The organism is Corallococcus terminator (assembly GCF_003611635.1).
Lineage (GTDB): Bacteria > Myxococcota > Myxococcia > Myxococcales > Myxococcaceae > Corallococcus > Corallococcus terminator.
In genome coordinates this window covers 1-19,915 of the sequence record NZ_RAVZ01000176.1, presented here as the reverse complement: position 1 = coordinate 19,915, position 19,915 = coordinate 1, and the positions used below count along the sequence as shown (strand labels likewise).

Sequence of the window (19,915 nt, the reverse complement as noted above, 5' to 3'; positions counted from 1 at the left end):
CCCGCCGCCTCCGCCGCGTTCTTCATGAGGTTGAGCAGCACCTGCCGCAACCGGGGCGGCTGCACCCACGCGACGCCTTCACCGTGGACCTCCACCGTCACCGGGCCCAGGAGGGCGGACTCGCGCATGCGGGCCACGACGTCCTCGCACGCCTCGCGCAGCGCCACCGGCTCCACCGGCCCGCGCCCCGGCCGGGACAAATCCAGCAGCCCCTCCACGATGTCCTGGCAGCGCACCGCCTCCTCCTCCACCACGCGCAGGTCCTCCGCGAGCGAGCCCTCCGCCCGCCGCTGCAACAGCCGCACGTACCCGAGGATGACGCCCAGCGGGTTGTTGATTTCATGCGCCACGCCCGCCGCCAGCCGGCCGATGCCCGCGAGCTTCTCGTGCTGGACCAACTGCGCCTGATGCTCGCGCAGCGCCCCCGTCATCCGGTTGAGCTGCGCGGCCAGATGGCCCAGCTCCCCCGGGTCATCCTCCGGGATGCGCACGTCCAGGTCCCCGCGCGCCAGCCGCGCCGCGCCCTCCGACAGCCGCGCCACCGGACGGGCCACCGAATTGCCGATGTAGACGCCCACGCCCGCCGCGAACAGCGTGGCCCCGCCCAGGAACAGCAGCGCCCAGCGGAAGCTGTCGCGCTCCACCGCGCCCACGTGCGCCTCGAACGCCCCCATCGACGCATCCCACCGCTCCGTCAGCCCATCCACCCGCGCCTGGATGCGCGACACCCACTCCAGGGCCCGCCCGTGGGCCGCCTCCGCCGCGCGCGCGTCCTTGGCCATCACCGCGGGCAGCAGCGTGTCCCGGTACAGCACGTCCAGCGCGTCGCCCGCCGCCTGGATGTCCGCCACCGCCGCGCGCTCCTCCGCGTCACGGGCCTGCTCCGAAAGGCCGCGCGTCAGCGCCTGCACGCGAGCGCGGGCTTCGGTGTGGAAGTGCCGGTGGCTGTCATTGCCCAGGATGAGGGTGTGCGCCAGGTGCGCGTACTGGTCGCGCACCGCCGTGGCCAGCTCGCGCGCCTCCCGCGCCCGCCCGCCCACCTCGCGCAGGGCATGCGTGCCCTCATGGATGTCCGACAGCCGGCCGAGCGCGTAGGCCGACGCCGCCGCGAACAACGCCACCAGCGCGCCGAACGCGAGCAACAACCTGCGGGTGGTGGTGCCGGAGACAGGTCGCATCGCGGGCCTTCTTATAAGGCCAGGGCCCAAGGCCCGCGCTGCCTTCCGTGTCCTCCAGCGGAGCCCCGGCGGGACAAGCCACTCATTCCCCTTGCGCCCCGACCCGCCAGCCGAGCATGACTCCACCCGAGAGGCGTGCGGGTCCATCCTCAAGGGATGCCCGACACGGGGAGCCACTCATGGCGATGCGCTTCAAGAACCTGGATGGCAGCGGACCGCACCCGTTCAACACCGTCTTCAAGTGGGCCGTGGTGGACAAGCTGTCGGGCAAGCGCCGCAAGTCGCCCGCGCGCGCGCCCGTGCCGCACGTGGAGCCGGACCTCGCGGTGCTCGCCACCCCACCCGCTCCGGGAGAAGGCGCGCGGCTGACGTGGCTGGGCCACGCGAGCTGGCTCGTGCAACTGGATGGCGTGTCGCTGCTCATCGACCCGGTGCTGCGCGACGCCATCAACGTCGTCATCCACCGCAACGTGCCGCCCGGCATCCCGGTGGAGAAGCTGCCGCCCATCACCGCGAGCCTCGTGTCCCACAACCACTACGACCACCTGGACCTGCCCACGCTCAAGCAGGTGGGGGCCCGCGTCATCACCGGCCTGGGCCACGCGCCCATCTTCCAGGGCGAGGGCCTGCCCTTCAGCGAGCTGGACTGGTGGGAGTCCACGCAGGTGGGCCCCGTGCGCGTGCACTACGTGCCGTCGCAGCACTGGAGCCGTCGCGGCCTCAACGACGCCAACCAGATGCTGTGGGGCGGCTTCGTGGTGGAGGGCTCCAGCGCGCGCGTCTACCACTCCGGCGACACCGCCTACTTCCAGGGCTTCAAGGAGATTGGCGCCCGGTTCCCGCACCTGGACGCGGCGCTCCTGCCCATTGGCGCCTATGACCCGGCGTGGTTCATGCGCTTCCAGCACATGAACCCGGAGGAGGCCGTGCAGGCCTTCGAGGACCTGGGCGCGCTCGCGTTCTTCGCCATGCACTGGGGCACGTTCAAGCTCACCGACGAACCGCTCGAGGAGCCGCCCATCCGCCTGGACGCGGAGTGGCTGCGCCGGGGCTGGCCGCGCGACCGCGTGCACGTGCTGCCCGTGGGTGGTACGCACACCGTGCGCCACGGTTGAGCCCCGGCGGGGCTTGTGTTCTCAAGCAGGCATGCTCCTGCCCACCCTCACCGCCCTGGTCCTCACGCAGGCACCACCCCTCACCTCCACCTCCGAGCAGAGCGGCTGGACGCGCACCGGCCGCTACGCGGAAGCGGAAGGCCTCTGCCGCGCCTTTCCCAAGGCGTTCCCCGGCAGGGCGCGCTGCGACACGCTGGGCCTGTCCCCGGAGGGGCGCCCGCTGGTGGCGCTGGTCGTCAGCCAGGACGGCACCCTCACGGCGGACGCGGCGCGCAAGAAGCAGCGCCCCGTCGTCTTCTTCCAGGGCGGCATCCACGCGGGCGAAATCGACGGCAAGGACGCCGGCTACTGGCTCTTCCGGGAGGCGCTCCAGGGCAAGGCGCTGCCGGACGTGCTCAAGGGCGTCACCGCCGTCTTCGTCCCCGTCTTCAACCTGGACGGCCATGAGCGCTTCAACCCCAACCACCGCCCCAACCAGGTGGGCCCGGAGGAGATGGGCTTTCGCACCACCGCGCGCAACCTCAACCTCAACCGCGACTACGTGAAGGTGGACGCGCCGGAGATGGCGCTGCTGCTCAAGTACCTCAACGCGTGGGATCCGCTCGTCTATGTGGACCTGCACGTCACCGACGGCGCCAAGTTCGAACCCGATGTGTCCGTCGCAATCGAGCCCCAGAAGTCCGGCCCGCCCGCGCTCCAGGCGCTGGGCACGAAGCTGGTCGCGGAGCTCTTCACCGGCCTCACCGCGCAGGGCCACCAGCCGCTCGGCTTCTACCCGTCCTTCCTCCAGGACGACGACCCGACGAGCGGCTTCGCCTACGGCGTCCCCCCGCCGCGCTTCAGCCACGGCTTCTGGGCCATCCACCACCGCTTCGGCGTGCTGGTGGAGACGCACTCGTGGAAGACCCATGCGCAGCGCGTGAAGGCCACCCGCGACGTGATGGACGGCCTGTTGCGGCTCGTCGCCCGGGACGGCGCCGCGCTCCAGGCCGCCGTGAAGGCGGAGGACCAGAAGGCCGTCTCCGGCCAGGTGCGCGAGGTGGTGCTCGGCTGGGAGAACACCGCGAAGCGGGAGACGCTCGCGTTCAAGGGCTACGCGTACGAGCGCACGCCGTCGGACATCTCCGGTCAGCCGTGGATCCGCTACGACGACACGAAGCCCCAGACGTGGACGGTGCCGTACGCGCCGGACTTGAAGCCCGCGCTCACCGTGACGCTGCCCACGGGCGGCTACGTCGTCCCCGCTGGCCACGCCGCGTGGGTGGAGCCCAAGCTCGTCACGCAGGGCATCACGTTCCAGCGCATCCCCCGCGCGGTGCCCGCCGCGAAGGTGGAGTCATTCCGCACGAAGGACTTCCAGTTCCGCCCGCAGTCCAACGAAGGCCACCAGGGCCTTACCGCGAAGGGCGACTGGAAGCCGGACACGCAGGACGTGCCCGCGGGCTCGCTCTACGTGCCCGTGGCGCAGAAGAACGTGCAGTTGGTGGCGCACCTGTTCGAGCCTTCCGGCCCGGACTCGCTCCTGGCATGGGGCTTCTTCAACGCCCACTTCGAGCAGAAGGAATACATCGAGGACTACGTCGTGGAGCCCTTCGCCCGGGAGCTGCTCGCGAAGGACGCGGGCGTGAAGGCCGCCTTCCAGGAGCGCCTGAAGGACCCCGCGTTCGCGAAGGACCCGCACGCCCGCCTGCGCTTCTTCGCGGAGCGCCACCCGGCCTGGGATGAGCGCTTCGGCCTCTACCCCGTCTACCGTGTCGCCAGCCTTCCCCAGGCCGCTGGCGGGGTGAAGTAGCACCGGAACGAAGAAACCCCCGACCCTCAGGTCCCGCTTGGGGACGTGAAGACCGGGGGCTTCGGGATGCAGTGCTTCAGTCACCGCCGCTCCCCCGGTCCACGTGGCGCCGGGGGAGCGTTTTCATTCCAGTCGCATCAACCGATGGGCTTCTCGCAGGCACACGCGCTGACGTTGCACGTGAAGCCCGGGGCGCAGCCGCCGCAGTCCGGCTGGCAGACGCAGGCGCAGAGGCCCGGGTCGGCCGCGAAGCCGGTGCCGCAGTTGAGCGCGCCCGTGTCGCAGACGCAGCCGCAGGCGTTGTTGTCGAACTTGTAGCCCGCCGCGCAGGACGCGGACTGCACGCAGGAGCACGAGCAGGAGTTCGTGTTGCACGTCTCGAACGTGCCGCACTCGCCACCGCAGTCCGGCGCGCAGGTGAAGTCACACACGGCGCGGTCGGTGTTGCACACCTGGCCCGCGGGCGCGGTGCCGCCGCAGTCGGACGGGCACTCGCACTTGTCGGTGACGCGGTTGCAAGCGAGCTTGCTCTTGCAGAAGTCCGGGTCGTTCGGGTCGTAGTACTGGGTGTCCGACGAACAGGGCGGCGGGCTGCCGTTGGCTTCGTTCGAGCGGTCGATCCAGTAGCGGTACGACAGCGCCGCCTGCGTCTGGCCGGACGTCTTGGGACGGCACGCGCCGTAGAAGGACACGGTGCGGTTGATGCCGTCCACGTCGAAGCCGTTGGTGCGGCTGCGCGGCAGGTCCCCGATGTTCGGGCACAGCGCGGGGTCCGCCACTTCGGCCACGGCCACCTTCAAGGACGCGCCGATGGGCGGCTTGAGCGTCCGGTAACCCACCGAGGCGATGACGCTGTCCACGATGGCGTTGATGGTGTTGGTGATGGAGGCGTTGTCCCGGATGCTGCCGGACACGCCGCCCGTGGCCTGGATGACGTCCAGGTGGCGCGGGTTCTTGTTGTCCTCACCCGAGTAGCAGGGGGCGCCATCCGGCGGGCAGATGATGCCGTGGACCTGGATGGGCTGCGCGGTGGGGTTGCTCGTCGTTCCGGACGTGGTGCCGGTGTTGAGGAAGTACGCCGAGTAGTTCGCGATGGTGTCCGTGGACTGGTCCTTCACGTCCGTGAGGATGACCACCACCACCTTGGCGCCCGGACGCAGCTTCGTGTCCGCCGCTCCCGTGGACGCGGCCATGTCGTTGATGGCCTTGCGCGCCGCCTCCAGCGAACGCTCGCTGCCGTCACCGGCCAGGCCAACCCAGCACTGCGTGTTGGCCGCGCACGTGGTGTTCGGCAGGGGCGTGTACGTCGGGTTCTGGGTGGTTCCGCCCTGCACGGCGCACACGTTGTTGTTGCACACCGCTTTCTGGGTCAGCCACGCCTTGAACTGGTTGACGTTGGTGGTGAAGGGGCGCAGCACGTTGCGGTTGACGCTGCTGCCCACGGTGTAGCTGGTCGTCACCATGGCCAGGCGCCAGTCCAGCGTCGCGTTGCCCAGCTTGTTGGCCACCGCCGTGCCCGCGTTCGCCAGCGACGTCTGCGACGACGCCATGGAACCGCTGTCGTCCACGACGAAGAGGAAGTCCACCACCGCGGTGTTGCCGGTGAAAACCTCGCACTGCACCGCGTCCGCGTCACCGAACTGCGCCAGCGCGGAACCGCCCGCCGTGTCCGCCAGGGTGAACAGGCTGCCCGCCTCGTTGTAGCGGGCGGCCGGGGTGATGGCGAGCACCACCACCACGCTGTCGTTGGAGCGGTGCACGTACTGCGCTTGAATCTTGAACGGACCGGTGATGCCCGCGGTGCCGCCCAGCGCGTCCGTGGTGGAGGGCACGAGCGCCTTCGCCAGCGTGTTGGTGAAGGTCTTCAGGTCCGCCGTGCCGGCGAGCGCGTAGCGCGACACCGCCGCGGGGAAGCCGTCCCACGTGGTGAACGTCTGGGTGAACTCCACGTCCGCCGGCGCCAGCGCGGGCGTGCCGGTGCGGATGCCCGACTCGTCACCCGAGGGGGTGGTGGAGCCGGGGACCTGACCGCGCTTGTAGGCGATGAACGTCACCTGCTTGGTGTCGTCGTAGCCCATCACGCCCACCGTCTGGCCGCCGGACGCCTTGATGTTGATCAGGTTGGCGGTCTTGAAGGTGTTGGGCAGCGCCAGCCGCATGTCCGCGCCGCTCTCCTCCTTGAACGTCACCGTGCGCAGGTTCTGCACGCTGCAGGCCTTGCCCGCCGGCGTGTTGGCCGCGCCGTCCGCCGGGTTGTTCGGGTTCAACTCACCCGGATCCACGCGGCCGTTCTGGTCGGAGTCCTCCGCGCCGTCGGGGATGCCGTCACCGTCGGTGTCCGGCTTGTTGGGGTCCGTCTTCGTCGTGGGGTCCGCGTCGCCGGAGTAGCCGCAGTTGAGCGGGGCCGCGGCGGTCGCCACGCCGCGCTCCACGCCGTCCAGCAGGCCGTCGCCGTCGGTGTCCGGGTTGGTGGGGTCCGTCTCGCCGGCCTCCACCTTGCCGTTGGAGTTGGGGTCCTCTCCGAGGAAGCCGTTGCGGCCGGCTCCGTCCTGGAGGCCGTCGCAGTCGGTGTCCGTCAGGCGCGGGTCCGTCTCACCGGAGTCCACGCGGCCGTTCTTGTTCTTGTCCTCGACGCCGTCCGCCACGCCGTCGCCGTCCGTGTCGGCCTTGTTCTTGTCCGTCTGGGTGGCGTCCTCCACCGCGTCCGGGATGCCGTCGAAGTCCGAGTCGGGGATGGACGCGGCGCAGTCCGCCACGCGCGGGTTCTTCTCACCCGGGTCGTGGATGCCGTTCTTGTTCGTGTCCTCCGAACCATCCGAGCAGGTGTCGCCGTCGGTGTCGGGCTTGAGCGGGTCCGTGCCGGTGGACTTCTCCAGGCCGTCTGGCAGGCCGTCATCGTCGGTGTCGCGCTTGCGCGGATCCGTCTCACCGGGGCTCAGCGAGCCGTTCTTGTTCGCGTCCTCGACGCCGTCGGACAGGCCGTCGTTGTCGGAGTCCGCGGTGTTGGGGTCCGTCTCCCCGTTGTCGCGCTTGCCGTTGCGGTCGGCGTCCTCCAGGCCGTCCGACAGGCCGTCGCCGTCCGTGTCCATCTTCACCGGCGAGGTGCGCGAGGTCGGATCCTCATCCGGGTAGAACGAACAGGTGGGGACCACGCTGCTCGTGCGGCCCACTTCCACGCCGTCGCGGATGCCGTCGCCGTCGGTGTCGCGCAGGCCGGGGCTCGTCTTCAGCCCGCCCGTGTAGACGGTGGAGTACTCCTCCTGGTCCGTCAGGCCGTCACAGTCCGAGTCCTTGGTGGCGTTGTTCGGATCGTACGGGTCGGTGGGGACCTTGCCCGGGTCGGGATCGGGGTCAACAATGATGCCTGCGTCCTCGACGTAACCGGCGTCGAAGCCCGCGTCGACTTCACCCGCGTCCGTGTCGCCGCCACCGTCCGTGGTGGGACCTGCGTCGGTTCCCGGGCCAGGGCCTGGATCGGGGTCTGGGTCAGTGCCGCCGCAGCCCGCAAGCAGCGTGGCCGCGAGCAGGGTGCCGGAGAAGAGTCGGATCCAATTGCGCATACGAGTTGGCACTCCGGGAAGGGGGGTTTACGGAGAGGCCCCAGCATAGAGGGAGCCGAGCGGTTTTCCGATGTAGGTGCTCCCCTGGTTGGAGGGACGCATCTCGATTTGGAAACTTTGCGTCCGCCGCTATCGCCTGTTTCCGACCGCACTGTCTGGACGTGGGAGAGGGGGGCGCGGCTATCGTCCGGCCCGTGCCTGTCTTCGGTCTCGCGGCGGTGTGGAGGGGAGGGGCGTCGCCCGCGAAGGCGGCGTCCGTGGTGGAGGGCCTGGGCGCGTTGTTGCCGTCCGCGCAGTCCATGCAATTGCTGGTGGCGTTCCGCGATGAGGAGGGCGCGCTGGAGGTGAAGGTGGAGGTGCCCGGATATCCGCGCGCGGCGGTGGAGCGGTTGGGCGAGGAGGTGCGCAAGAGCGGCGGCACCTTCGTGGAGTTGTGGCGGCTGCCCAAGTCGGAGCGGGACGCCCTGCGCTCGAAGACGCTGGCGGGCGGCACGCCGTTCACCGGCGAAGAGCGCGCGCAGGCGGCGCAGGAGCTCCAGCAACACCTGGAGGCCCTGGCCGCGCGAGGACCGTCGCCGTCCGCATCCACGCCCCCCACGCCCGCGCCCGCGCCGGAAGCCTCACCCGCGCCCACGCGGGGCGGCGAGCCCTACCGCGCGCCGGAGGAGGAGCCCCAGGAGGAAGGGGTGCAGCGCCGGGGCCGGCGCTTCGCCGTGAAGCTGGAACTGGAGTTCCGCACGGAGCTGGACTTCGTGCGGGAGCACGCGCTGAACATCTCCAACGGCGGTCTCTTCGTGCGCACGGCGCACCGTCCGCCGCAGGACAGTGTCGTCACCGTGGACGTGAAGCTGCCCAACGGCCAGCGGTTGCAGGGCGAAGCGCTGGTGGTGCACGTGGTGGATGCGCCGTACACGGGCGGCGTGGGGCTGGCCTTCCTGAGTGACGACGCCACCTTCTCGCGGACGCTGGATGACTATCTGGCGAGTCTGGTCGGAGAGAAGGCGTGACGACGCAGGAGGAAGGCTCACCGGAGAAGTGGCCCCGCGACTGCGGACGCTTCCAGTTGCTGTCCCGGCTGGGGCGCGGCGGCAACGCGGAGGTGTTCCGCGCGCGGATGCTGCAGGGGATGCTGGCGGGCGAGGAGGTGGCCCTCAAGCGCGTGCGTCCGGAGCGCGCGAGGGACCCCGAGGCGCGCGAGCAGTTGCTGCACGAGGCGGAGCTGGCGCGCTGTCTGAACCATCCGCACATCGTGGGCTTCCGCGAGTACGGCGATCAGGCGGACGGCCCCTACCTGGCGCTGGAGCTGGTGGAGGGCACCGACCTGGGCCGGGTGCTGGCGCAGTGTCGGCGCCGGCGCATCGAGCTGCCCATCGACATCTCCGTGATGATGGTGCGGCACGTGCTGGAGGCGCTGGCGCACGCGCACTCGGCCACCAACTCCAAGGGGCGGCCGCTAGCGGTGGTGCACTGCGACGTGTCGCCGCACAACGTGCTGCTGTCGCGCGGTGGCGAGGTGAAGCTGGCGGACTTCGGCGTGGCGCGCTCACGCGCGGGCGCGACGGTGGACTGGCGGCGCATGGGCAAGCTGCACTACCGCTCCCCGGAGCTGCTCGCGGGCGAGGTGTCGGTGGCGGTGGACCTGTGGGCGGCGGCGGTGCTCCTGTACGAGCTGCTGTCGCTGGAGTCGCCGTTCGAGGGCAACACCGAGGAGGAGGTGGAGGCCTCCATCCGGGGCGTGCGGGTGACGCCCGTGCGCATGCTGGCGCCCGAGGTGTCCGACCCGCTGGCGCTGGTGTTGGACCGGGCGCTCGCGCCCCATCCGGCGCAGCGCTTCTCGTCGGCGGAGCAGTTCGCCCGGGCGCTGGCGGCGCTGAGCGACGACCGGGTGGCGACGCCGCTGGCGGTGGCCGCGGTGGTGCGCGGCCTGATGGGCGCGGAGCCGGTGTCGGGCTGACGCCCGGACGCTTCACGCCACCTGTTGTCCCGGGGACATGGCGATGCCCGCATCGCCTTCCACCACCAGCCGGCTGCGACCGCCGCCCTGCTTCACCACGCGCACCTGCACGCCGATGCGCTCCGCCAGCCCGCTGACGTGGGAGATGATGCCCACCTGCCGGCCCGTGGCCTGGAGCGCGTCGAGCGTGGCCAGCGCCACCTCCAGCGTCTCTGGGTCCAACGTCCCGAAGCCCTCGTCGATGAAGAGGGTCTCCACCTGCGTGGTCTCCGACGACAGCGAGGCCAGCCCCAGCGCGAGCGCCAGCGACACGAGGAAGCTCTCACCACCGGAGAGGCTGGCCACGCTGCGCACCTCGTCGCCCATGTCGCCGTCCACCACCTGGAGATCCAGGTCGTGGCCGGGCACGCGCTCCAGCCGGTAGCGGCGCGCCAGTTCGCGCAGGTGCGCGTTGGCGTGCAGCAGCAGGGCGTCCAACGTGAGGCTCTGGGCGAACACCTTGAACTTCTTCCCGTCGTGCGAACCGATGAGGTCGCCCAGCGTCTTCCACACCTCCGCCTCGCCCCGGCGAAGCTCCAGCGCGCGGGCCTCCGCGCCGTGGCGTGCACGGGCCGCGTCGTCATGGTCCAGGCGGGCGCGCAGCATGGCCACCGCGCGGCGGCGCACGTCGACATCCGTGAGCAGTTGCGCGCAGAGGGCAGCGACGTCGGCTTCGGCCAGCGAGGGGAGGCCCGAGGCTTCATGCCGGACGCGGCGCTCACGGCGCTCCACGAGCACGGCGCGCGCCAGGGCCACGGACTCGCGAAGGGCGTTGAGCGCGCGCGCCTCGCTGTCGCACCAGGCGGCATCGCGGGACAGCAGGGCCTTGAGTGCCTCCAGCGTGGTGCCCTGACCCGCGAGGCGTTCGGTGAGGACCGCCTGGGCGCTGTCGAGCGCGCGGACGGCTTCGGCGCGCAGGCGCACCGCGTCCTCGGCGCGCGCGGTGGCCACCTTCTCCGCCTGCTGGAGGGATTCGGCGGCCTCGCGGGCGCGCTCGTAGGCGTCCACGGCCGTGTCGAGCCGGGCCTGGATCTCCGCGCGCACCTCCTGCGTGGGACGGCCCTGGAGCAGTCGCGTGCGGGCCTGCGAGGCGTCCTGGAAGGCCGCGTCCTTGAGGCTCGCGCGGGCCGCCGCGGTCTCCGCGTCCTCGTGCCGGGACTGGAGGCGGACTTCTTCCCGGGCACGGCGGCCCTGCTCTTCGTCCAGGCGCTTCTGCGCGGCTTCGAGTTCCGCGACGCGCTCGCGCCACTTCGTCACGCGCTCCAGGCACCGGCCCTGGAAGCGCAAAGGGTCCTCCGCGAGCTTCTCCTGCCAGGGGGAGGCTTCGTTGGCGAACGGCGGAGCGACCTCGGTGAGCGCACGCTTTCGCGCATCGCTGGCGGTCTCGCGACGGAGGAGTGCCTCCCGATGGGCCTGCACCGCGCGCGCAAGCCCATCCTCGGCCTTGCGCAGGGCATCGGCCGCGCCTTCGCGCCGCGTGCGCAGGGTCTCCAACCGAGCCCGGGCCTCTCGCGCGGCGGCGGCACGGACCTCCACGGACTCCTCTTCCTCACGCAGGGTCGCGAGCCGGACGCGCACGTCCTCCTGCGCACCCCGGGCCCATTCCTGCGCGGTGGCGGACTCCGCGTGCTCGGGGGGCAGCGCGTCCTCCGCACGGGATTGCGCGGCCCTGCCTGCCGAGGACGCGGCGGATCCTTCGGGAAGCGCGCCCCCCGCGACGGTGCCCGACATCCCAGCCAGCGAGCCTGCGTTGTCGGAGTCAGCCGTCTCCTGATCAACGCCTGCGTCCAACGTGCCCGACCCCTTCACCCGACGCGAGGACTTCCGCGCCTGCGACGCCGTGCGAGTCCACTTCGCATCCGCTGAATCCCGTGCATCGACACCGGGAAGCACCGCGCGGATCCACCGCTCGCGCGCCGCGCGCCAGGACTCCTGATGACCCTTGCGCTTGCGGGACGCGATCTCGCGCCGGCTTTCGGCCTGCGTCGCGGCCGTGTCCGCCGTCGCCTGCCGCACGCTCGCCGCGCCTTCCTGCTTCGCCGCGACATCCCGCGCCGACTCCAGCTCCGCCACCCGGGCCGCGGTCTCCGCGACCAGCCCCTCCAGCGCAGAACCCTCGCGGGCATACGGATGCTCGAGCGCGCCGCACAGCGGACAGGCTTCGCCCTCGTGCAACGCGGCCCGGTGCGAGGCCAGGCCCTGCGTGGCCTCCGCGCGCGACTGTGCCCGCCGCGCCTCCTGGAGCATCGCTTCCTGCGTCGCACGCCGCGCCGCCGCGTCCTTCGCCTCTCCACGCGCGTGTTCGGAGGTCTCGCGGTGCGCCTTCACTTCCGAGTCCGCTTCGCCTTCCGCCGTGCCCTCCGCCCGCGCGCCTTCGCCCGCGAGCGCCAGTGCCCCCAGCGCGTCCTGCCGCGCCAGCAGGGCCTCCCGGAGTGCCCGTCGCGCCGCGCCCCCGTCCTCCCCCAGCGCCGCCTCCGCATGGGTGGCCAGCGCCAGCGCCTGCGCTTCGGCCTCGACGGAGCCCTGGTGCTCCTCGCGCCGCGCCTGGGTCTCGCCGCCCAGCCGGTCCACGTCCTTGCCAAGCCGGTCCGCGTCCGTCCCCGCCGCCTGCTCTTCCTTGAGGGCGCCCGCGTAGCGCTCCAGTTCGCGCTGCCAGCGGGGCCACTCCGTGGCCAGGGGTTCCCAGCCCGCATGCGACGCGCGCCACGCCTGGGCCGCATCCACCAGCCCCTGGGCCTTCGCCTCCGCGTCCCGCACCAGCGCCAGCGCATCCCGCGACGCGGTCTCCACCGCTCGGGCCTGCTTCGCCAGCTCCGCGGTTTCACGGGCCTCGCGTTCGGCCTCCGCGCGCCGCGTGTCCAGCCTCGCCGCCTCCTCCAGGGCCGGACGCATCGAGGCCTCCGCCTCCTGCGCCGCCGCCCTCGCCACCTCCGCCTGCATCCGCACCTGGCGCTGCGACGCCGACGCCGCGAGCGCCGCTTCCGCCTGCGACGCCCGGCCGACCTGTTCGGCCTCCGCCATCACACAGCGCTGCTCCGCGGTCTCCACCGCCGACACGACCGCGCGGAACCCCTCCGCCGCGCGCACCGACTCCAGCAGGGCCTCGCGAGGCGCCGCCGCCTCCTTCTCCGCCACCGCCCGCGTCACCGCGACGTCGGAGGCCTGTTCCTGTCCCACCAGCTCCGCACGCAGCGCGTACCAGGCCCGGGCCCCTTCCGCCTCGCGCAGCCGAGCCTCCTCCCGCACCCGCGCGGCCTCCTCCTCCCCCAACTGACCGCGCGCGCCCTCCCGCTCCACCTCCGACATCAGCGCGATGGCGGCGAGCCCGTGCGACAGCCGAGTCAGCTCCTCCTGCTCCAGCGCGTTCTTCTTGTGCGCCGCGACGGACAGCCGGCTGTACACCTCCGTGCCCGTCATCCGCTCCAGCAGCTCCGCGCGCTCGTTCGCGTCCGCGCGAAGGAACGCCGCGAACTCTCCCTGCGCGAGCAGCGCCGAGCGACGGAACTGGTCGAACGACAACCCCAGCCGTTCCTGGATGGCCTGGAGCACCTCGCCCTTGGTGCGTCCGTACAACTGCCCCGTGGCCACGTCCGTGAGGCTCAGCTCCTGCGGCCGGAAGCGCCCTTCCGCGCGCTCGCGCGCCCGCCACACGTTCCAGCGCGCCCGGTAGCGCCGCCCGTCCTTGCCCTGGAAGTCCACCTCCGCATGGCCCTTGCCCGCCCCGCGCCGGAGCATGCCGCGCACGTCGTAGGCCGAAAGACGCGCCTCCTCGTCCTCGTCCGCGCGACCCACCAGCACCTTGCTGGGCCCACCGAGCCTTGGCGTGCGGTCGAACAACGCCAGACACAGCGCATCCAGGAGCGTGCTCTTGCCCGCGCCCGTCGCGCCGGAGATGGCGAACAGGCCCAGCCTGTCCAACGGCGCCTGATCCAACTCCAGCTTGAACTCCCCGGAGAAGCTCGTGAGGTTGCTGCCGCGAATCGCCAGGATCTTCACGACGCGTCCTCCTGCACCTGGGTGAGCAACGCGTGGAATGACTCCAGCAGCTCCGGCGTGGGCGCCTCCTTGAAGTCCCGCGCATACCGGGCGAGGAACACCTCCTCCGGCGTGCGCTCCCGCAGAGACAGCCCCGGCCGCACGTCCGCCAGCGCCCCACCCGTCCCCGTGTAGAAGGGCGTCAGCTTCACCAGCCGCGCCGCGCGCCCCTCCAGCGCATGCTCCACCTTGTGGCGCAGCGCCGGCTCCGGGCGGGGCAGCGACACGCAGACCTCCAGGTACGGCCGCATCGACTCCGGCATCCCCGGCTCGTACGCGGGCAGCGCCGCGAGCAGGTCCAGCACGTCCGCGAGCGCCAGCGCGTCCCGTGCGGGCACGCGCACCATGTCCGTCGTGCGAGGCACCGGCAGCGGACGCACCTGCTTGAGCGCCCCGTCCTCCAGGTCCACCAACATCACCTGATGCTTGTAGTGCGCTTCCGACAGGGACAGCGGCAGCGGAGACCCGCTGTAGCGCACGCCGTCGCGCCCACCCACGCGCTGGGCCTTGTGAAGGTGCCCCAGCGCCGCGTACGCGACGTCCTCCGGGAACAGGTCCACCGGCAGCGCGTGCTGGTTGCCGCCAAGAATCTTCCGCTCGCTCAGCTCCGACAGCTCCGAGCCCGTCATGTAGCAATGGCCCATGGTCACCAGCGCCTGCCCGGACCGCTGGCGCCTGCGCGCTCCGTCCAGCACCTCCGCGTACACGGAGCGCACGCCCTCCACCAACCGATCCACCGTCGCATCCCCCACCGGCGGCAGGTCCGACGGCCGCAGGTACGGCACCGCCGCCACCCACGCGCCCACCTTCCCGCGCGCGTCGTGCACCGGCACCACCAGCCGCTCCAGCTCCAACGTGCCCTGGTGGCGCGGCAGTCCGCCCACCACGCGCACGCCCAGCGCGGTGAACAGCGGATCCGGCGCGTCCAGCCGCGCCGCGGAGTCGTGGTTGCCGCCCACCACCACCACGTCCAGCTTCGGCAGCGCACGGCGCGCGCGCGCGATGAAGTGATACCAGGCCGCCTGCGCCTCCGCGCTGGGGTTGGCCGTGTCGAAGATGTCCCCGGCCACCAGGAGCGCATCCACCTCTTCCGACTCCAGCGTGGCCAGCAGCCACGTCAGGAACGCGGTGTGCTCCTCCTCGCGCGAGACGTCATAAAGCGTGTGTCCCAGGTGCCAGTCCGACGTGTGCAGCAGGCGCATCCGGCGTTCACCCTCCCTCGTGGCCCGGCTCCAGGCGCCAGCCGGGCAGCCTCTCCCGGTGACGGCCCGACTCCAAGCGGCGAGCCCCCGCTCCCTTACCTGCCCCCTCTGACATTGTCGAAAAAGGACGTCATTCCGGGAGGTTGCACACGTGCCCCTCCTCCTACGTCCTCCCCTTCCCGCCGCACGCCCCACGGCGCATCCCGAAGAGCCAGCGGATGACCTGGGAGGACACCGCCCCATCGCACGCCCTCCGTCACACCGTGCGTGCAACGCGGGCGCGCTCCGTGCGCATCCCGGTGAAGCGAAGTGCCAGCCGGGAGAAATGCAGGCACGCGGGATTCCACGCGTTTCCACGCGCACGGATTCCTTCCCGCGTGTTCACGTTCGGGCCCTGCAAGCCTGCCCGGAGCACGGCGGTGCGCACGCGATCGGATTTGAGGGTCCACCCGTCGCGTGACGGTGCACAATGCGCCGCCATGCTTCCCGGTGTCTCTTCTCCGCTCGGCATCCTCGCGTCCCTGCTCGTCCTGGGCGCCCTGGCCCTCTTCATCCTCTTCCAGCTCAAGCGCCGGCAGCGCGCGGCGTGGGAGGCGTTCGCGAAGGCGAATGGGCTCACCTGCGCGGAGAAGCGACTGGAGGTGCAGGGCCGCTACCGGGGACGGCCACTGCTGCTGGCCACGGGGAAGCGCGGCGCGGGGGGCAAGAAGCGCCACACCGTCACCGTGTTGCGCCTGGACCTGGAGGGCGCGCTGCCCGCGGACCTGCTGCTGGAGTACGAGCGCCCCGAGGACAAGGTGCCCGGAGCCACCACGCCGCGCGAAGAGCATCTGGGCGACGCGGACCTGGACGCGGCCTTCCTGGTGGAGAACCTGGCGCCGGAGGCGCGTCCCGTGCTGCTGGCCCCGGACGTGCGGCAGCGTCTGCTGGGACTCAGGGGCCACCGCCGCGTCAGCATCAAGGGCGGCTGGCTCCAGGTGGAACAGCGCGGCGTCCCCGCGAGCACCGACGCGCTGGAGGCCTTGCTCCGCGCGCCCCATGAGCTGGTCCGCGCCGTCATCGAGGCCGCTCCCGCCCAGCCCTCATCGCATGCGATGGCGGAATCCCCGCACTCGGACGCGCCGACGGACGAAGAGCTGCCCGGCTCCGAGCACGCCTGAAGCACCCACGCAGCGCCAGACGCGAGACCGGGCGAAGCAGCGCACGCAGCGCCGCTCCAGCCCCTCAGGCCATCAGCTCGCGACCGCGAGCGCTTCCACGTACTGATCACGCACGCGCGTGGCCAGCGCCACCGCGTCCGGACCGAAGCTCTCCGGCGGCAGCGCCGGCAGCACGCGCACCGTCACGGTCGCGCGAGGGCTCATCCACGGCCCATCCCCGTCCACCAACTCCCGCGTGCCCCGCACCAGCACCGGCACCACCGGCACGTGCTCCTCCAGCGCCAGTTGGAACGCCCCACGCTTGAACGGCAGCAGCTCCCCGGGCGAATAGGTGCCCTCCGGGAAGATGAGCACCGGGATGCCCCGACGCAGCCACTTGCGGCACGGCCCCAGCAACTGCTCCATCGACTGCGAGCTGCCGCGCACGATGGGCACGTACCCCAGCAGCGTCATCATCCAGCCCACCAGCGGCGTGCGGAACAGCGACGCCTTCGCCACGAACTTGTACGGGGTGAAGAGCCCCATCACCGCCAGGATGTCCGCGAAGGACTGGTGGTTGACGACGTAGACGCACGGCCCCTTGGGCAACAGCTCCCGGCCCTCCACGCGCACCTTCCACCCGGGCGAGGCGTGCATCCACAGCCCGTAGCACCACCGGCACACCAGCACGTGCAGCCACTGGCGGTCGGGGTCCAGTGGGTACGCCACCACGAACAACACCGCGCCCAGCGTGAAGAGCAGGGGCGCGGTGACCAGGAACAGCACGAAGAACCACAGCGAGACGACGTAGCGCATGGAAGGCGGCGGCGGTCAGCGCGAGGACGGCGTCGTCATGTTCGCGGCGAAGCCCATCGCGTAGTTGACCTCCAGGCCGCCATCCACCACCAGCGTCTGGCCGTTCACGTACGCGGAGCCTTCCGAACACAGCCACTCGATGGGGCGCGCAATCTCATCCACGCTGGCCACGTGGCCCACGGGCACCTGTTCCTTCACCCGCTCCTCCAGGCCCGCCCACGCGTCGCCCATGTAGAAGCGGCTGGAGTCCGTGTCGATGTAGCCCGGGTTGACCGCGTTGACGCGGATGCCCGAACCGGTCAGCTCCGCGGCCAGGTACTTCACCATGATCTCCATGGCGCCCTTCATCGCGCCCAGCAGGCCATGGAACGGCAGCGGCATGCGCGAGTCCATGCCGGACACCGCGACGATGCGCCCCCTGCGCCCCTCCATCAGCGGCACGGAGCGCTGCGCGCCCAAGAGGAAGCTCTTCACCGTCACGTTGAAGGTCTTGTCCATCTGGTGCAGCTTCGTCTGCATCAGCGGCGTGAAGACGGTGGAGGCCGCGTTGGCGACGAACACATCCAGGCCCTTGAACTCCTCCTGGATGACATCGAACACGCCGTGCAGGGACGCGGGCTCCAGTTGGTCCGCCATCACCGTGCGACAGCGGCGGCCCAACGCCTCCACTTCCTTCGCCAGCGTCGCCGCGGCATCCGCGTCCCGACGGTAGGTGGAGACGATGTCATAGCCGGCACGGGCCAGGCGGAGGGAGACCGCGCGGCCCACGCCACGCGAACCCCCGGTGATGAGCGCCACGGGAGGAGTCGTCATGACCCCCGGAAATATCATGTTCCCCGGCCGCTGACGCCGCCCGGCTGCCCGCGCGCTCCCCTGAGGAGCCGGGACGGCCCCAACGGCCGGGGCAGGCAAGACGTCAGGCCCGCATCATTCTCCTGCAATGCGCTTGCAGGGCCGCCAGATTAGCGCCTTAAGGTCCCCGGTCGAACCGGAGGAGACACCGCATGGATGCGCAGGGCGTTCACATCGAAACCCATCCCCGAGAAGGCGAACCGGTGTTCAGCGCGGGCCGTCCCGACCCCTGCGCCATGGTCCTCTTCGGCGCCACGGGCGACCTGGCCGAGCGCAAGCTATTCCCCGCGCTCTTCGAGCTCGCCCGCTCCAACCTGCTCCCGGAGCACTTCGCCATTGTCGCCTTCAGTCGCTCCCCGCTGGAGGACAAGGCCTTCCGCGAGCACGTGAGGGAGGGCCTGAAGAAGTTCGCCCGCACACAGCCCGTGGACGAGGCGGCCTGGAAGACCTTCTCCGAACGCATCGAATGCGTCTCCGGCGGCTATGACGACCCGGACACCTTCAAGCGCCTGAGCGACAAGCTGGCGGATGTGTCCAAGCGCCACAAGACGGGCGACAACCAGCTCTATTACATGGCGACGCCCGCCTCCACGTTCCCGCAGATCATCCACAGCCTGGCCGGCGCGGGCCTGCTCACGCGCGAGGAGCAGCCCGGCCAGAAGCCCTGGCGGCGGCTCATCATCGAGAAGCCCTTCGGCCACGACCTGGAGAGCGCGCGAGAGCTCAACCGCGAGCTGAGCGCGGTGCTGGATGAGAAGCAGGTCTTCCGCATCGACCACTACCTGGGCAAGGAGACGGTGCAGAACATCCTCGTCTTCCGCTTCGCCAACGCCATCTTCGAACCGCTGTGGAACCGCCAGCACATCGACCACGTGGAAATCACCGCGGCGGAGACGATTGGCGTGGAGGGCCGCGGCGGCTTCTACGACGAGACGGGCGTCCTGCGAGACATGGTGCAGAACCACCTGCTCCAGGTGCTGGCCCTGTGCGCCATGGAGCCCCCCGTCTCCTTCGCCGCGGAGGACATCCGCGATGAGAAGAACAAGGTGTTCCGCGCACTGCGCCCAGTGGAGGGCTCGGACGTGCCGGACCACGTCGTCGTGGGCCAGTACCAGGGCTACCAGGACGAGAAGGGCGTGAAGAAGGGCTCGCGCACGCCCACGTACGTCGCGCTGAAGATGAACGTGGACTCGTGGCGCTGGCAGGGCGTGCCCTTCTACCTGCGCGCGGGCAAGAACCTGAAGCGGCGCATGACGGAGGTGTCCATCCACTTCAAGTCGGTGCCCATCGGCCTGTTCAGCGGAGGGGGCGCCACCTGCCAGCGGCTCCAACCCAACGTGCTCACGCTGCGCATCCAGCCGCATGAAGGCATCGCGCTGTCGTTCGAATCCAAGGTGCCCGGCGAGGACGTCAACATCGGCGGCGTCACCATGGACATGGACTACGCGGAGAGCTTCAAGAAGCCCGTGCCAGAGGCGTACGAGCGACTGCTGCTGGACTGCATGCGCGGCAACGCCACCCTCTTCGCGCGCCAGGACAGCGTGGAGCAGGCCTGGGCCTACATCACGCCCATCCTGCGCGCGCTGGAGACCGACGCGGGCGGCAAGCTGCACACGTACGAGAAGGGCAGCACCGGCCCGGAGGCCGCGAACGCCCTGCCCGCGAAGAACGGCCGCCGGTGGTCCACGCTATGACGAAACCCCTCATCGTCCCCCCGGAGAGGCTGGCCCTGGAGGCCTCCGACTGGCTGGCGCGCGAGCTCCAGAAGGCGCTCGCGACGAAGCAGCGGGTGAGCCTGGCGCTGTCGGGCGGCAACACGCCGCGCCCCGCGTACCGCGCGCTCGCGGAGCACACGCTGCCCTGGGAACGGGTGGACGTGTACTTCGTGGACGAGCGCTTCGTGCCGCCCGACCACGCGGACAGCAACTACAAGCTGGTGAAGGAGTCGCTGCTCACGCCGCTGAAGCTCGCGGACGCGCAGGTGTTCCGCATGCAGGGCGAGCGCGAGGACCGTGACGCCGCCGCCGCCGACTACGCGAAGACGCTGCCCGACAGGCTGGACGTGGTGCTCATCGGCGTGGGCGAGGACGGCCACACCGCGAGCCTGTTTCCCGGCCACCCGGCCCTGTCGGAGCGCACCGCGCGGGTGCTGGCGGTGAAGGGCCCCAAGCCCCCGCCGTGGCGGATGACGCTGACGTTCCCCGTGCTCCAGGGCGCGGGGGCGGTGCTGGGG

At 71.2% G+C, this 19,915-nt stretch carries 13 protein-coding genes; 7 read left to right on the top strand and 6 right to left on the bottom strand.

Annotated features, from left to right (window positions below; translation table 11 throughout):
- Nucleotides 1–1,178: sensor histidine kinase (locus D7V88_RS23795; RefSeq protein WP_147448839.1), on the bottom strand; the 1,178-nt coding region annotated here is incomplete at its 3' end.
- Nucleotides 1,179–1,357: 179 nt separating this feature from the next.
- On the opposite strand from D7V88_RS23795, the gene D7V88_RS23790 reads away from it, so the two are divergent.
- Together D7V88_RS23790 and D7V88_RS23785 are read left to right on the top strand one after the other, a co-directional pair.
- Nucleotides 1,358–2,293 (top strand): MBL fold metallo-hydrolase, encoded by a 936-nt coding sequence (locus D7V88_RS23790; protein WP_120542943.1) that lies wholly within the window; start codon nt 1,358–1,360, stop codon nt 2,291–2,293.
- A gap of 31 nt (nt 2,294–2,324) precedes the next feature.
- On the top strand, nt 2,325–4,085 hold the full coding sequence (locus tag D7V88_RS23785) for a M14 family zinc carboxypeptidase (protein ID WP_120542942.1): 1,761 nt from the start codon (nt 2,325–2,327) through the stop codon (nt 4,083–4,085).
- A 137-nt stretch (nt 4,086–4,222) separates the two neighbouring features.
- Here D7V88_RS23785 and cglD read toward each other — a convergent pair whose 3' ends face one another.
- Complete coding sequence (gene cglD, locus D7V88_RS23780) at nt 4,223–7,645, bottom strand: adventurous gliding motility lipoprotein CglD (RefSeq protein WP_120542941.1); 3,423 nt, start codon at nt 7,643–7,645, stop codon at nt 4,223–4,225.
- 194 nt (nt 7,646–7,839) lie between these two features.
- Here cglD and D7V88_RS23775 point away from each other — a divergent pair, with 194 nt between their 5' ends.
- Together D7V88_RS23775 and D7V88_RS23770 are read left to right on the top strand one after the other, a co-directional pair.
- The gene (locus D7V88_RS23775) at nt 7,840–8,652 is read left to right on the top strand and encodes a TIGR02266 family protein (protein ID WP_120542940.1); all 813 of its coding nucleotides are present in this window, start codon (nt 7,840–7,842) and stop codon (nt 8,650–8,652) included.
- Nucleotides 8,649–9,599, top strand: a complete 951-nt coding sequence (locus tag D7V88_RS23770; RefSeq protein ID WP_120542939.1) for a serine/threonine-protein kinase — start codon at nt 8,649–8,651, stop codon at nt 9,597–9,599. Before D7V88_RS23775 ends, D7V88_RS23770 begins: the two co-directional genes overlap by 4 nt.
- 12 nt (nt 9,600–9,611) lie before the next feature.
- Here the strand turns inward: D7V88_RS23770 and D7V88_RS45235 are convergent, their stop codons facing one another.
- Both D7V88_RS45235 and D7V88_RS23760 read right to left on the bottom strand, forming a co-directional pair.
- On the bottom strand, nt 9,612–13,634 hold the full coding sequence (locus tag D7V88_RS45235) for an AAA family ATPase (RefSeq protein ID WP_120542938.1): 4,023 nt from the start codon (nt 13,632–13,634) through the stop codon (nt 9,612–9,614).
- Nucleotides 13,631–14,875, bottom strand: coding sequence for an exonuclease SbcCD subunit D (locus tag D7V88_RS23760; protein ID WP_120542937.1), 1,245 nt, complete (start codon nt 14,873–14,875; stop codon nt 13,631–13,633). Before D7V88_RS23760 ends, D7V88_RS45235 begins: the two co-directional genes overlap by 4 nt.
- A 479-nt stretch (nt 14,876–15,354) precedes the next feature.
- On the opposite strand from D7V88_RS23760, the gene D7V88_RS23755 reads away from it, so the two are divergent.
- Nucleotides 15,355–16,035, top strand: a complete 681-nt coding sequence (locus tag D7V88_RS23755) for a hypothetical protein (RefSeq protein WP_120542936.1) — start codon at nt 15,355–15,357, stop codon at nt 16,033–16,035.
- A gap of 72 nt (nt 16,036–16,107) precedes the next feature.
- On the opposite strand, the gene D7V88_RS23750 is transcribed toward D7V88_RS23755, so the two are convergent.
- Both D7V88_RS23750 and D7V88_RS23745 read right to left on the bottom strand, forming a co-directional pair.
- Nucleotides 16,108–16,830 carry a lysophospholipid acyltransferase family protein gene (locus D7V88_RS23750; RefSeq protein ID WP_120542935.1) on the bottom strand — a complete coding sequence of 241 codons (723 nt, stop codon included), beginning with the start codon at nt 16,828–16,830 and terminating at the stop codon, nt 16,108–16,110.
- 15 nt (nt 16,831–16,845) lie between these two features.
- Complete coding sequence (locus D7V88_RS23745; RefSeq protein WP_244238347.1) at nt 16,846–17,643, bottom strand: SDR family NAD(P)-dependent oxidoreductase; 798 nt, start codon at nt 17,641–17,643, stop codon at nt 16,846–16,848.
- Nucleotides 17,644–17,834: 191 nt separating this feature from the next.
- Here D7V88_RS23745 and zwf point away from each other — a divergent pair, with 191 nt between their 5' ends.
- Both zwf and pgl read left to right on the top strand, forming a co-directional pair.
- Nucleotides 17,835–19,376, top strand: a complete 1,542-nt coding sequence (zwf, locus tag D7V88_RS23740; RefSeq protein WP_120542933.1) for a glucose-6-phosphate dehydrogenase — start codon at nt 17,835–17,837, stop codon at nt 19,374–19,376.
- Nucleotides 19,373–19,915: 6-phosphogluconolactonase (gene pgl, locus D7V88_RS23735; protein ID WP_120542932.1), on the top strand; the 543-nt coding region annotated here is incomplete at its 3' end. The genes zwf and pgl, both read left to right, overlap by 4 nt.